Source organism: Paraburkholderia silviterrae (assembly GCF_004353915.1).
Lineage (GTDB): Bacteria > Pseudomonadota > Gammaproteobacteria > Burkholderiales > Burkholderiaceae > Paraburkholderia > Paraburkholderia silviterrae.
On record NZ_SMRP01000009.1, the window covers coordinates 223,841 to 236,532 of the forward strand.

Annotated in this window: 11 protein-coding genes; 3 read left to right on the plus strand and 8 right to left on the minus strand. The window is 66.1% G+C overall.

Translation table 11 applies throughout. From position 1 onward, the window contains the following. Positions 1-46: 46 nt before the first annotated feature. Together EYW47_RS19660 and sauS are read right to left on the minus strand one after the other, a co-directional pair. Positions 47-1,717 carry an AMP-binding protein gene (locus EYW47_RS19660; RefSeq protein WP_133196502.1) on the minus strand — a complete coding sequence of 557 codons (1,671 nt, stop codon included), beginning with the start codon at positions 1,715-1,717 and terminating at the stop codon, positions 47-49. Continuing rightward, entirely contained in the window at positions 1,714-3,192 is a 1,479-nt protein-coding gene (sauS, locus tag EYW47_RS19665) for an acylating sulfoacetaldehyde dehydrogenase (RefSeq protein WP_133196503.1), read from the minus strand. Before sauS ends, EYW47_RS19660 begins: the two co-directional genes overlap by 4 nt. A 240-nt stretch (positions 3,193-3,432) precedes the next feature. Here sauS and EYW47_RS19670 point away from each other — a divergent pair, with 240 nt between their 5' ends. Next, positions 3,433-4,197: an IclR family transcriptional regulator gene (locus tag EYW47_RS19670; RefSeq protein ID WP_028222822.1), complete on the plus strand. Its 765-nt coding sequence runs from the start codon at positions 3,433-3,435 to the stop codon at positions 4,195-4,197. Positions 4,198-4,295: 98 nt separating this feature from the next. On the opposite strand, the gene EYW47_RS19675 is transcribed toward EYW47_RS19670, so the two are convergent. Genes EYW47_RS19675 through tauA form a run of 3 tightly spaced genes read right to left on the minus strand, consistent with a single transcriptional unit; the run spans position 4,296 to position 7,133 of the window. After that, a complete protein-coding gene (locus EYW47_RS19675; protein WP_133196505.1) occupies positions 4,296-5,216 on the minus strand; it encodes an ABC transporter permease subunit in 921 nt (306 codons plus the stop codon). Continuing rightward, positions 5,209-6,024 carry a taurine ABC transporter ATP-binding protein gene (locus tag EYW47_RS19680; protein ID WP_028222630.1) on the minus strand — a complete coding sequence of 272 codons (816 nt, stop codon included), beginning with the start codon at positions 6,022-6,024 and terminating at the stop codon, positions 5,209-5,211. Before EYW47_RS19680 ends, EYW47_RS19675 begins: the two co-directional genes overlap by 8 nt. A 50-nt stretch (positions 6,025-6,074) precedes the next feature. Next, a complete protein-coding gene (gene tauA / locus EYW47_RS19685) occupies positions 6,075-7,133 on the minus strand; it encodes a taurine ABC transporter substrate-binding protein (protein ID WP_133196506.1) in 1,059 nt (352 codons plus the stop codon). A 351-nt stretch (positions 7,134-7,484) separates the two neighbouring features. Here tauA and EYW47_RS19690 point away from each other — a divergent pair, with 351 nt between their 5' ends. After that, positions 7,485-8,426 (plus strand): LysR family transcriptional regulator, encoded by a 942-nt coding sequence (locus EYW47_RS19690; protein ID WP_133196507.1) that lies wholly within the window; start codon positions 7,485-7,487, stop codon positions 8,424-8,426. Positions 8,427-8,505: 79 nt separating this feature from the next. On the opposite strand, the gene EYW47_RS19695 is transcribed toward EYW47_RS19690, so the two are convergent. From EYW47_RS19695 to EYW47_RS19705, 3 genes are all read right to left on the minus strand, one after another. Further along, on the minus strand, positions 8,506-9,162 hold the full coding sequence (locus tag EYW47_RS19695; RefSeq protein ID WP_133196508.1) for a dienelactone hydrolase family protein: 657 nt from the start codon (positions 9,160-9,162) through the stop codon (positions 8,506-8,508). A gap of 50 nt (positions 9,163-9,212) precedes the next feature. After that, positions 9,213-10,001 (minus strand): COG4705 family protein, encoded by a 789-nt coding sequence (locus EYW47_RS19700; protein ID WP_133196509.1) that lies wholly within the window; start codon positions 9,999-10,001, stop codon positions 9,213-9,215. Between the two features lie 142 nt (positions 10,002-10,143). Further along, entirely contained in the window at positions 10,144-10,866 is a 723-nt protein-coding gene (locus tag EYW47_RS19705; RefSeq protein ID WP_133196510.1) for a haloacid dehalogenase type II, read from the minus strand. Positions 10,867-11,019: 153 nt separating this feature from the next. Here EYW47_RS19705 and zwf point away from each other — a divergent pair, with 153 nt between their 5' ends. After that, on the plus strand, positions 11,020-12,621 hold the full coding sequence (zwf, locus tag EYW47_RS19710) for a glucose-6-phosphate dehydrogenase (protein ID WP_133196511.1): 1,602 nt from the start codon (positions 11,020-11,022) through the stop codon (positions 12,619-12,621). Positions 12,622-12,692: the final 71 nt, after the last annotated feature.

The window sequence follows — 12,692 nt, forward strand, 5'->3', positions numbered from 1 at the left end:
CCCCGGCTGCGTCACCAGGGCAAGCAGCGGTGTGTGCAGATGCACATCAACCGCTGGCGGGCGCCACGAGCTTGAGCCGCTGGACCTTGCCCGAGGGGCCGCGCGGCAGCTCGCTCACGAAGCGGAACTCTTTCGGTGTCTTGTAGCGGCCCAGCTCGCGCAGGCAATGCGCGCGCAGCTCGGCGGGGTCCGGCGCGCCCTGCCAGTGCGTCTCGCGCGGCACCACGAACGCGACGATCTCCTGGCCGTAGGCGGGGTCGGGCACGCCAACGGCGGCCGCGTCCAGCACGCCCGGATGGCGCAGCAGCGCCTCGTCGATCTCGCGCGGCGCGATGTTCTCGCCGCCCTTGATGATCAGCTCCTTCGAGCGGCCGTTGATGTAGAAGTAGCCCTCGTCGTCGCGATAGCCGAGGTCGCCCGTGCGCAGCCAGCCGTCGGCGGTGAACGCCTTCGCGGTGTCGTCGCGGCGCTTGTAGTAGCCGCGCATGACCTGCTCGCCGCGCAGCACGATCTCGCCGCACTGGTTTGGCGCGCACTCGCGACCTTGCCCGTCGATTACGCGCGCCTCGCTGCCCGAAGGCAAGCCGATGCTGCCGACCCTGCGCCGCGATACTTCATACGGATTGCTGAATACCGGCGCGGCGGTCTCGGTCATCCCCATGGTCTCGATCACGCCAATCCCGAAGCGCGCCTCGAATGCGCGGTGATGGTCGGCGGGCAACGCCGCCGAAGCGCTGCGGCAGAACTTCAGCGCCGAGAGATCGAGCCCGCGCGGATCGTCGGCGTTCAGCAGATAGGCGACGATCGTCGGCACGACGTTGATCCATGTGCAGCCGTACCGTGCTGCGTCGCGCCAGAACGTGCGGGCCGAGAAGCGCGGCGTCAGCACGGCCGAGCCCGCGTGAAAGAGCGGCGCGAGCAAGGTCACGACGAGGCCGTTGATGTGGTAGAGCGGCAGCGAAGCGAGCACGCGGTCTGCGGCGCCAAGACGATGCTCGGCACTGATGTTGCGCGCATTCGCGTGCAGGTTCTCGTGGCTCAGCAGCACGCCCTTGGGTGCGCCGGTCGTGCCCGAGGTGTACATCAGCAGCGCGATGTCGGCGGCTTTGGCGTCGGCGTGCGCGTGTGCGTGGGTGTGTGCGTCCTCGAACTCATGGCCTGCGCCGGACCACGCGGGCGCGCAATCTGCCGCCGCCGTTTCCAGCGCAGGCAACGTCGGCAGCGCTGGAAACTCGACGGCGTCCGGCTCTGTGCGCACGAGCGCAACGTCGCGCCGCATGCCCTGCTGGCCCGGCTCGCGCAGCGCGGCGAGGGCCGCCGCGAGCGCGCCGCTGGTTTGCGCGCACGCGAAGATCATGCGCGAATCCGAATGGCCCACGATATAGGCGAGCTGGGACGGCTGGCACAGCAGGTTCAGCGGGTGTGCAACCAGGCCGCTATACATCGCGCCGAGCAGCAGCGTGGCCGTCTGGATGCCGTTGCCCATCATCACCGAAACGACGTCGCCGGGCTTGAGGCCGGACTCGCGAAAGCGCGCTTCGAGCGCGCGGCAACGCTCGTGCAGCTCGCCGAAAGTGAGCATCGCGCCAACGTGGTTTTCATCGGCACCATCGGCACCATCGGTGCTTTCATCGGGCGCCGCCAGCAGGAAGGGCTTGTCCGGGTACTGCGCGGCGCGCATCTCGATCAGCGCGCGGATCGTCGCGGGCGCGCTCATTGGCCGAAGCTCCGGAAATAGTCGCCGAGCAGCGCATCGAGCTCGGGCACGCGCTCCTCAATCGGATACGCCACGCGCGTGATATTCAAATACTGGCGAAAGCCGAGATTGCTCGAAAAGTTGTTGCGGCCCCACGTCCCGCAGCCCATCGAGAGCGAGAACGGCAGTCCGTTGTCGAAGTTGCCGCCCGTCGCGAAGCAGTGCGCCTGGTTGACGATCACGCGCGCCACCGGCAGCGTCGAGCCCAGCGTCACGGCCGCGTCCGGCTCGCCCGTATGCAGCCCGACCGAGTGGCCCGCGCCCATGTAGGTGTAGAGGCTGCGCACGATGGCCGCGGCAGCGTCGAAATCGCGTGCGCGATAGACCGTGAGCACGGGCGCAAGCTTCTCGCCCGAGAACGGATGGCTCGCGCCGAAGCCGGTCTCCTCCACCATCAGGAACGCGGGCTCGCGCGCGGCCAGGTCGTGAAGCCCCGCGGTGCGCGCGATCTCAGTCGCGGATTTCGCGGTGCAGCGCGCGGCGAGCTTGCCCTCGCTCCACATCGCCGCCTGCAATTGCGCCTTCTGTCGTGCGTCGAGCAGCACGCCGCCGCAGGCGGCCAGTTCGCGCAGCATGGCGTCGTAGACGGCTTCGTCGATCACGACGCTGTTCTCCGACGAGCAGCTCGTCGCGTTGTCGAAGGTCTTCGAGGCGGCGATCTTGTGCGCCGCATCGCGAAGATCCGCGGTGTGCGTGACGATCGACGCCACGTTGCCCGCCCCCACCCCAAAAGCCGGCGTGCCGCTCGCATAGGCCATGCGCACGTTCGCCTGCGAACCCGTCGCCACCACCAGATCGGCCTCGCGCATGAGCGCGGCCGTCGCGGCCTTGCTCACCGGCGCGCTGAGCATCTGCACGAGCGCCGGGTCGAGCCCCGCCTTCGCGAACTGCGCGTGAATGAATCCAATCAGGAGCGCGCACGAGTCATAGCCCTTCGGCGAGGGCGCGACGATCACTGCATTGCCGCATTTGAGCGCGTTGACGATCTTGTTGGCCGGCGTGGCGGCCGGATTCGTGGAGGGCGTGATGGCCGCCACCACGCCGACCGCGCGCGCGATCTCCACGATGCCCGTGGCCTCGTCGCGCGCAATCACGCCGCAGGTCTTCTGGCCATGCAGGTCGCGCAAGAGCCCCAGCGTCTTGCGGTAGTTCTTGCGGAATTTGTCGTCGGCGTTGCCGAGGCCCGTGTCGCGCACCGCCTGCTCGGCAAGCCGGCGGTTGCGTGAGGGCTCCATGATCGCCCACGCGGCCGCCGCCGCCGCGGTGTCGAGCGTCTCCTGCCCGGCGAACTCGAAGGCCTGCTGCGCGACGCGCGCACGCGCGATCTGGCGCGCTATCCGGGCTGCCGATTCGGCTGCGGCCTCGGCCTCGGCCTGCGCCCCGGGCGCTGCGGATTCGCGCGCACCGGCGGCGGCAATGGTGTCCCTGACATTCATCGGCTGCACTCCCGAAACGAAAAGTTGGCTGTAGTGCCAATCTATTCATCGGCGCGCGGCTGCGAGTCCCGTTTCCCGTGCAAACGCCCACTCGCGCCAGCGGCGCAGCGGAAAATGCACATTTCGGGACTTTCCATAGTCCCGAAATCTGCGCCGCGCGATGCACAATAGCGGCACGCAGTACTGCAAAGCATTCGGCGCAGATCTGCGCCTGCCGATTTGCATGGGATGGGAGTTCGCGTGTCGACCTCGAATCAATCGAATGCCGCAGCGGTGCGCGCGTTCCGCGTGCTGGAAACGCTCGCCCAGGCGGGCCAGCCTTTATCGATGATGGATCTCGTGCATGCCCTCGATCTGCCCAAGCAGACCGTGCACCGGATCCTCGCGCAACTCACCGACGCCTGGCTCGTCACGCGCGGCGCGAACGACAAGCTCTACGAGTGCTCCGCGCGCGTGCGCATGATGGCCGTGAACGTGCTGATGCACGCCGGACCGGCGGCGGCGCGCCACGTGCTGCTCGAAGAACTCGTCGAGAAGATCGGCGAGACCTGCAACCTCACGATGCTCGCGGGCAACGACGTGGTCTATGTGGACCGCGTGGAGACCGAATGGCCGCTGCGCATGCATCTGCAGCCGGGCTCGCACGTGCCCCTGCACTGCTCCGCGAGCGGCAAGCTGCTCTTGAGTTTTTTGCCCAAGGAGCGCCGCGAGCGCATGATCGAGACGCTGCCGCTGCGCGCCCATTCGGAACGAACGATCACCGACCGCGACGCGCTGCGCAAGGAACTCGCGGCCACGCGCCGCCGCCAGCTCGCGATCAACAATCAAGAGCACCTGCAGGGCTTGATCGCGATTGCCGTACCGGTGATGCTCGAGCGCAACCGCGCCTGCGCGGCCATTGCCGTTCAGGCGCCCGTCGGGCGCGTCACGCTCGACGATCTGCTCGCGTTCGTGCCCGACCTGCGGCACGCCGCCGAGGAAACCGCGAAAACGTTCTGCGCGTGAAGGCTCGCGCAAGAAAGGAAAAGAAATGGCACTGCGGCGGCGCTTTTCACGCGCCGCCGCAGACATCCTCCTGATCACTTCATTATTTCATTCGCCGATTAAACCCTCCCCTTCCACGGCACCGCGACACGCTCGATATAGCGCATCAGCATGTCGAAGCACAGCGCGAAGAACCCGATCACAACGATGCCCATGATCACGACATCACTCGACAGGAACTCGGCGGCGTTGAGCACCATGAAGCCGAGGCCGCTCGTGGATGCCACCATCTCCGCGGCCACCAGCGTCGTCCAGCCCACGCCGATGCCAATGCGCATACCGGTGAAGATTTCCGGCAGCGCGGACTTCAGGATCACATGCCAGACCACCTGGGTGCGCGTGGCGCCCATCGAATACGCCGCATGAATCTGCTCGATCGAGACCGAGCGCACGCCGGCGCGCGCGGCAATGGCGAGCGGCGCGAAGATCGCCAGGTAGATCAGCAGGATCTTCGAGAACTCGCCAATGCCGAACCAGATGATGATGAGCGGCAGATACGCGAGCGGCGGCAGCGGGCGATAGAACTCGATGGGTGGATCGAACACGCCGCGCGCGAAACGCGAGACGCCCATCATCACGCCCACCGGAATCGCGGTTACGCAGGCGAGCGCGAAAGCGCCGAACACGCGCAGCAAGCTGATGGCCGTATGCTCCGCCAGCGTCGAATTCGCGAAGCCCTGGGTCGCGACAAAGATGAACTTGTTGTAGACCGCCTGCGGCGAAGGCAAGAAGAGCGGCTTGACCCAGTGCCAGTAGGTGGCCGCGAACCAGAGGCCGAGCAGCGCGGCGATCGTCACGAGGCTCGTCAACGCGCTGCTGCCCTGGCCGGGCACGCCGAACGTGTCGCCTGGCCGCACAGGGCGCTTGGCGAGCAGGCGGGGCCCGCGCCCAGGCTTGCGCGGCGGCTGATACGTGTCGCCCGAATGTGCCGGCTGGGCCGGCCGCGCGTGCATGATATGAAGCGATTTCAGACTAGCCATGAGAGACCTCAGCTTCGGCGTCGTGCATTCTCTCGTCGCCGTAAATGATGCTGAGCACGCGCTCGCGCATCTCGATGAAATCGGGACTGGACTTGATCGCGCGCGCGTCGCGCGTGGCGAGAAAGCGCCGGTTGAAATCCAGTTCGTAGGTATGCGTGATGCGGCCCGGGCGCGGCGACATGACGATCAGCCGGCTCGCGAGGAACAGCGCCTCCTCCACGCTATGGGTGATGAAGAAGAACATCTTGTTGGTATCGCGCCAGACGTCGAGCAGCAGCTCCTGAATGGTCTCGCGCGTGAGCGCGTCGAGCGCGGCCATGGGCTCGTCCATCAGCAGCATGGCCGGATCGCAGGTGAGCGCGCGGGCAATGCCCACGCGCTGCTGCATGCCGCCCGAGAGCTGATAGATCATATGTTTCTGGAAGTCCTGCAAGCCCACGAGCGCGAGATTGCGCACCGCGATTTCGTGGCGCTTCGCCTTGCCCACGCCCTGCAGCTTCAAGCCGAACTCCACGTTGTCAATCACGTTTAGCCACGGCAGCAGCGCGTGCTTCTGGAACACGACGCCGCGGTCCGATCCGGGCCCCGCAATGGGTGCGCCGCCGAGCAGCAGCTGGCCTTCGCTCGGGGCGATGAAGCCCGCCATCAGCGAGAGCAGCGTGGTCTTGCCGCAGCCCGAGGCGCCCAGCGCCACGACGAAGTCACCGGAATGAATGGTCAGATTGATACGGTCGAGCGCATGCACGGTCTGCCCGCGGGCGCGGCCCGGGAACATCACGCTCACATCCTTGACGGTCATGGTTTCCATGATCTTTCCTCATTGAAGCGCCGCCGCATGCGCGGCGGCCGGCGCCGGGTTTATCGGAGCTTCATGGCCGCTTCGGCATAGGCCGGCGTCACGAACTTCGCATAGTCGGTCAGCGTGTCGCCAATCTGCTTCTGGTTCTTCAGGAATGCAGAAGTATCCTTGAGCGCGAACGCCGCGCGGCTCGTCGCGCCGCCGCCAAGCCATTGCGCCGAGGCCTGCTCCTCGATCGTCGGGAACGCGTAGAGCGAGAGCGAGGCCGGCACGTCGGCGGGCGTGCCGCCAATCATCTTCGCGATCGCCGCCGCCTGCGGCGAGCTTGCCGTCCATTGCGCCGTGTGTGCGCGATACTGGGCATCCGCGTCGGCAATCGCCCGCACGAACTTCGCCATGAAATCCTTGTGCTCCTCGCCCCACTTGCGATCCACCGCAATGCCGTCGAACGTGGGCTTGCCGAGCTTCGAAAGATCGCCCGAGGTGATGAGCACCTTGCCGCTCTTCTTCAGTTCCGCCAGCGCCGGATCCCACACGTAAGCGGCGTCGATATCGCCGCGGTCCCAGGCCGCAACGATCTGGTTGGGCTGCATGTTGAGGATCTTCACGTTCGACGGGTCGATGCCCCAATGCTGCAGTGCGAACATCGTGTGGTAGTGGGTGGTGGAGACGAACGGCACGCCGATCGTCTTGCCCTTGAGGTCGGCCGGCTTCGCGATGCCCGAGCCGTCGCGCACGACCATGGCCTCGGCGTTGTTGATGTTGTCGAGAATCCAGAACAGCTGCAGGTCGACGCCCTGGCTCACCGCGGCGGCCAGCGGGCTCGAGCCGATCACGCCGATCTTCACGTCGCCCGACGCCATTGCAGTGGCCACTTTCGCGCCCGATTCGAATTGCCGCCAGTGGATCTTGTAGCCCGTGGCCTTTTCGATGGAGCCGTCGGCGATGGCGACGACCCACGGGTCCACGATCTGCTGGTAGGCGATGGTCACTTCCTTGTCCTGCGCCTGGGCAGGCTGAACCACGGCACAGCCTAGCGCGGCAAGCGCGAGCGCCGTGGCGCAGCGCAGCGCGCGGGCTAACCGGTACGGCCATTTCTGCAATCTATCGCGGTTCATGAGCGGTCTCCAGATCCGTGGCGCCGTGTTCGTGTCTGTGCACGCCGATCGTGCATCGTCAGATGGATTCTTTCGAATCGCCAGGCACGGCGTGAAACGAGTATCGACATACAAAAATCGGGCGCGTTAGTACCAGACGGAGACGATCGTTGAGTCCACGCCTGCCCCGCTCGCAGGCGCTTTTCGTGTGCACATTCGGCGGCCGTCGCGCCTGGGCGGGCCCGAGCCGACTGTGCATCTGCCGATTGTTTCTGCGGGCGAACAATCCCCGTCGCCAGTGATAAAAAATCAGGGGCGCGCGGTGCTATCATCGGCATCATTTTCGCGGTTTGGACGGCAGGAAACGCTCACATGGATACGCAGAAAGTCGAGGCGCTCTGGATGCATCTGCACTGGCTGAACGTGCTCGCGGCCCAGGGCAGCTACACGGCGGCCGCGGCGCGCCTTGGCGTGAGCAAGGCTGCCATGAGCCAGCGCATTGCCGAGCTGGAGCGCGTGGCCGGCGTCGCGCTCGTGCAGCGCACCACGCGCAGCGTGCGCTTCACCGAAGCCGGGCAACGGCTGGTGGAAGAAACGCGCGAGGAATTCGAGCGCATCGCGGCAAGTTTCGCGAGCGTGCGCGAGCTGGCCGAGGTCCCGCGCGGCACCGTGCGCGTCACGGCGCCCGTCGCCTTCGCACGCCAGCAGCTCGTGCCGCGTCTCGCGCAATTCGCGCGCGCGAACCCCGAGGTGCGCGTGCAGCTGGAACTATCGGACCGGCTCACCTCGATCGCGAGCGAAGGCTTCGACCTCGCGATCCGCCACAGCGCGCAAGTGCCGGAAACGCATGTGGCGTGGAAGCTTTGCGACATCCACTCAGTGATTGCCGCCACACCCACGTATCTGAAGAAGCGCGGCATGCCGAAAACACCGGCCGATCTCGCGGCGCACGACTGCCTCTACTACCCGCGCACGACGGGCTCTGGCGTGTGGTCGTTCGAGAAAGCCGGCCGCCGCACTGGGCAGCCGCGCGTGAGCGTGACCGTGAACGGCCCGCTCGCGGCCAACAACAGTGAGGCGTTGCGCGACGCCGCGCTCGAGCATCTCGGCATCGCGCTGTTGCCGGACTTCACCGCCCATTCGGCGTTGCAGGCGCGCAAGCTCGTCGTGCTGATGACCGACTGGCGGCCAGTGGGCACCTTCGCCTCGCAGCTGTACGTGGTGCGCCCGTATGGGGTGCACGTTCCGCGCGCGGTCGCGCGCTTCATCGAATTCCTGCGCGAGTCGTTCGAGGGCGGCTTCCAGCTCGAATGAGCGTGGCCGTCTCTGCGCCTGTGCGCGCGATAACGCTTCGCATGCCTTGATAATTCACCGGCTTGCCAAACAGTGACGCTCAAGGCGCGGCAGCGGCAATCAGCCAGCGCCCGAACCAGTCCACCGCGAGGAGCGTCACTTGTTCGAGCGTCCCCGGCTCCTCGAAGAGATGGGTCGCGCCAGGCACGATCTCGATGCAATGCTCGCAGGTCATGTGTCCGGCGGCCTTGCGGTTCAAGCCGATAACCGTCTCGTCCAGCCCGCCGACGATCAGCAACGTTGGCGCCGCGACGCAAGCGAGCGAGGGTCCCGCAAGATCCGGCCGCCCGCCTCTCGACACGATGGCGCCCACGCCACGCGCCTGCGCCCCAGCAACGAGCGCGGCCGCGGCGCCCGTGCTCGCACCGAAGAGTCCTGCCGGCAGCGCCGCGAGGTCCGGCCGTGCCGCGAGCCACGCCAGCGTGCCGCCCAGGCGGCGCGCTAGCAGCGCGATGTCGAAACGATACGCGGCGCCAATGCTGTCGTGCCGCTGCTCATCAGGCGTCAGCAGATCGAACAGCAGCGTTGCGAAGCCGGCGCGATGCAGGCCCGACGCCACTTGCCGGTTGCGCGGACTGAACCGGCTGCTGCCGCTGCCGTGGGCGAACACGACCACGGCCCGGGCCGGGTCGGGGATCTCGAGCGTTCCGCCAAGCGTCACGTCGTCGACTCGAATCTCCACCTGCAACGTTTGCATATCTCCCTCCACAGGCCGATGCCGCGCAGCCCTTCCTGCGAAGGGGCGCGTCACACTGCCGACGTACGCCGCGCCGCGCGTTGCGGAATCAGCATGATGCAAGCGAGCATGAACGCGAACAAGATGCCCGAGGCGTAGAAGCGGCTGAACTCCAGACCGCCCTGTGCGAGCGGCTTGTCGAGCAGGTCGCCAAGCGTTGCGCCAAGCGGGCGCGTCAGCACGAATGCGGCCCAGAACAGCGCCGTGCGCGACGCGCGGCGCGACAGCCAGAGCAAGCCCACCACCACGAGCCCCGCCCCGAAGATCGCTGCGCCCATTTCGTAGCCGAGCCCAAGGCCGCCCCGATCTTCGCCGGCAACCCAGTCGCCGAGCGCGGTTCCCAGCGTCTGCGAGAACAGAATCGTCGTCCAGTAAAACCACTCTACGCGTACGGTCGCGACGCTCTCGATCGAAACCGTCCCTTCCACGCGGTACCAGATGGCGAGGCTGGCGGCGAGCAGAACGACGATGATGGCAACACCGCCCGGATAGCCGAGCCCGAGCGAGCGGTCGCAGAAGTCGGCCAGCGTCGTGCCCAAGGTGGTCGTGGCAACGATCGTGGCCCAGTACAGGTATGCATGGAATTGCCGCGCGCGAACCTGGGCCGCGACCAGCACGACGAAAGCGGCGAGGAAGATCAGCGTGCCGACGAGATAACCGAGGTTCAACGACATCGTGACCCAGTCGCCCCCGGTCTCGCCGAGCGTGGTTGCGGCAATTTTTACGATCCAGAACCCGAGTGTCAGCTCGGGAACCTTGCTAAGCGCGTGGTCTACTGCATTCCTGGCATTGGAATTCATTGGCAATCTCCTGAGTGAACGCACTCTGAATGAAAACCTTACGATTCTATTCAGCCCAGGCTTAACCCTGGCTTAACGCTCATCAGATGAATGCCATCAGCCCTGAAAGCGGGGCCGCATCCGCCTTGAACGAATGCGGCCGCTAGCGAGCACAACCAAGTTGCCCGGCGAGTTGCAGCAGATCGTCCACAACGAAATCCCATGCCTGCTCGGCTTTGAGATCCGTCGTCTGGCGCGCGCCGTGTTCGGTGGTGCGCGCGACGAATGCCGTCGACAAGCCGAGCCGGCGCGCGGCGGCAAGATCGCCGTTATGGGCCGCAACAAGGCACAGTTCGGCCGGCGCGAGCCCGAGAATGTCCACCGTCTCGCTGTAGACCTGCGGCGACGGCTTATAAGCGCGTACCACCTCGGCGCCAAGGATCGCGTCCCATGGCAAGTCGGCGCGTTTGGCGATATCCACCATCAGTCGAATATTGCCGTTCGACAGCGGCGCGATGATAAAGCGCTGCTTCAGGCGATAAAGCGCCTCCACGGCATCCGGCCAGGGGTCCAGGCGATGCCAGGCCAGATTGAGCGCATCGACCTGCGCATCGGGAATCCCGGTGACCCCAAGCCGGTTCAGGACTTTGACGAGATTCTCGCGGTGCAGCACGTCGAGCCGCACGTACGGCCTGCGGCCGCTACGCACTTCTTCCATGGCGGGCGAGTATTCGCGCCGCCACGCATCCGCGAATTCGAAGGGGTCGAGGCCCGGCGCGTGCCGGCTCAGAAACGGTTCGACCTCTCGTGCGACGCCGCTTCGCCAGTCGACGATCGTCCCGAAGACGTCGAACACGAGGGCCTTGATTCCGGTTGGGTTCGCCATGTGTGAGAGATATTACAAAACGCCTTCATTGAATGCGCGCCAGCGCGTGGCAACGGCCCTGCTTCGCCGGATTGAACTGCGAGCTCGCAAATTGAGTCATTCAAGGTATCGCTCTTGCTACCCGGAGTGATTCCGTTCCACCAAAGCGAAATCATGTCGACGACTCAGCCCACCAGCCAATCCCCCAGCACGCCGGCCAACGCCAGGCTGGCCTCGCATCCGCACGGCGCGCCCGCCTCGGCGGCCGGCAATCATCCGGCGCCGCCCTGCACGCTCGTGATCTTCGGCGCGGGCGGCGACCTCACCAAACGCCTGCTGATGCCGGCACTGTACAACCTTGCCGTCGATGGCCTGCTCGACAATGGCATGAAGATCATCGGCGTCAATCACGGCGAGCGCGAGACCGGGCAATGGCGCGAGGATTTGCACGACGCGCTGCAGAAGTTTGCGGCCGACAAGGCCAGCACCTTCCACGCCGGCACGCTCGACGATAACGCGTGGAACTGGATCGCGCAGCGGCTGCACTATATGGCGGGCGAATTCGAGGACGACGACGCCTACCAGCGCCTCGCCCAGCAACTCGGCGGCAACGCGCAAGGCAACGTGGTGTTCTATCTCGCGGTGGGCGCGCGCTTCTTCAAGCCGATCGTCGAGCGTCTGGGCAAGGCCGGCCTGCTGAGGCAGGACGCCAGTGGCGGCGGCCCGTTCCGCCGTGTCGTAATCGAAAAACCATTTGGCGCCGATCTCGCCTCGGCGCGCGATCTGAACCAGCACATCCTGAGCTTCGCCAACGAATCGCAGATTTATCGCATCGACCATTTTCTCGGCAAGGACACGGTGCAAAGCATTCTCGCCATACGTTTCGCCAACGCGATGTTCGAGCCCATCTGGCGCCGCGAGTATATCGACAGCATTCAGATCACGGCTTCGGAAGTGATCGGCGTGGAAGGCCGCGGGCGCTTCTATGAGCAGACCGGCGCGTTCCGCGACATGGTGCCGAACCATCTGTTCCAGTTGCTCTGCATGGTGGCGATGGAGCCGCCCAACTCGTTCGACGCCGAAGCGGTGCGCAACAAGAAGGCCGAGGTCTTCGATGCGATCAAGCCGCTCACACCCGCGGACGTGGTGTTCGGGCAATACAGCACGGGGCCGGCGGGCGTGGCCTACCGCGACGAGCCCGATGTCGCGAAGGACAGCCAGACGCCAACGTATGCCGCCGCCCGCGTGCAGATTGACAACTGGCGCTGGGCGGGCGTGCCGTTCTATTTGCGCACCGGCAAGCGGCTGGCCGCGCGGCACACGGAGATCTCGGTGCAGCTCAGGCGCGTGCCGTTTCGTCTGTTTCGCGACACGCCCGTCGACGCGCTGACGCCCAACGTGCTGACGCTGCGCATCGACCCCACGCACGGCACGAGCTTCGATTTCAACGTGAAGACGCCGGGGCCGGTCATGCAGATCGGCGCGGTGCATTCGTCGTTCGACTACGATGACTTCTTCACGGAGCACGCGAACATCGGCTACGAAACGCTGCTCTATGACTGCATGCTCGGCGACCAGACGCTCTTTCAGCGCGCCGACAGCATCGAAGCGGCATGGGCCGCGGTGGACGGCGTGCTGCATCCGCAAGACCGCGCGGCGGTGCGCGTGCAGGATTACGCAGCGGGCAGCGAAGGCCCGGCCGAAGCCCAGGCGCTGCTCGCGCAGGACGGCCGCGCGTGGCGCGCGCTCACGCCTGGCGAGCCCCCAAAGAGCTGAACTCACCGAACCAGCGCGAACAACATCGCACTGCATGCACGACCAACGGAGGATCGAGTGGCCAGGACAAC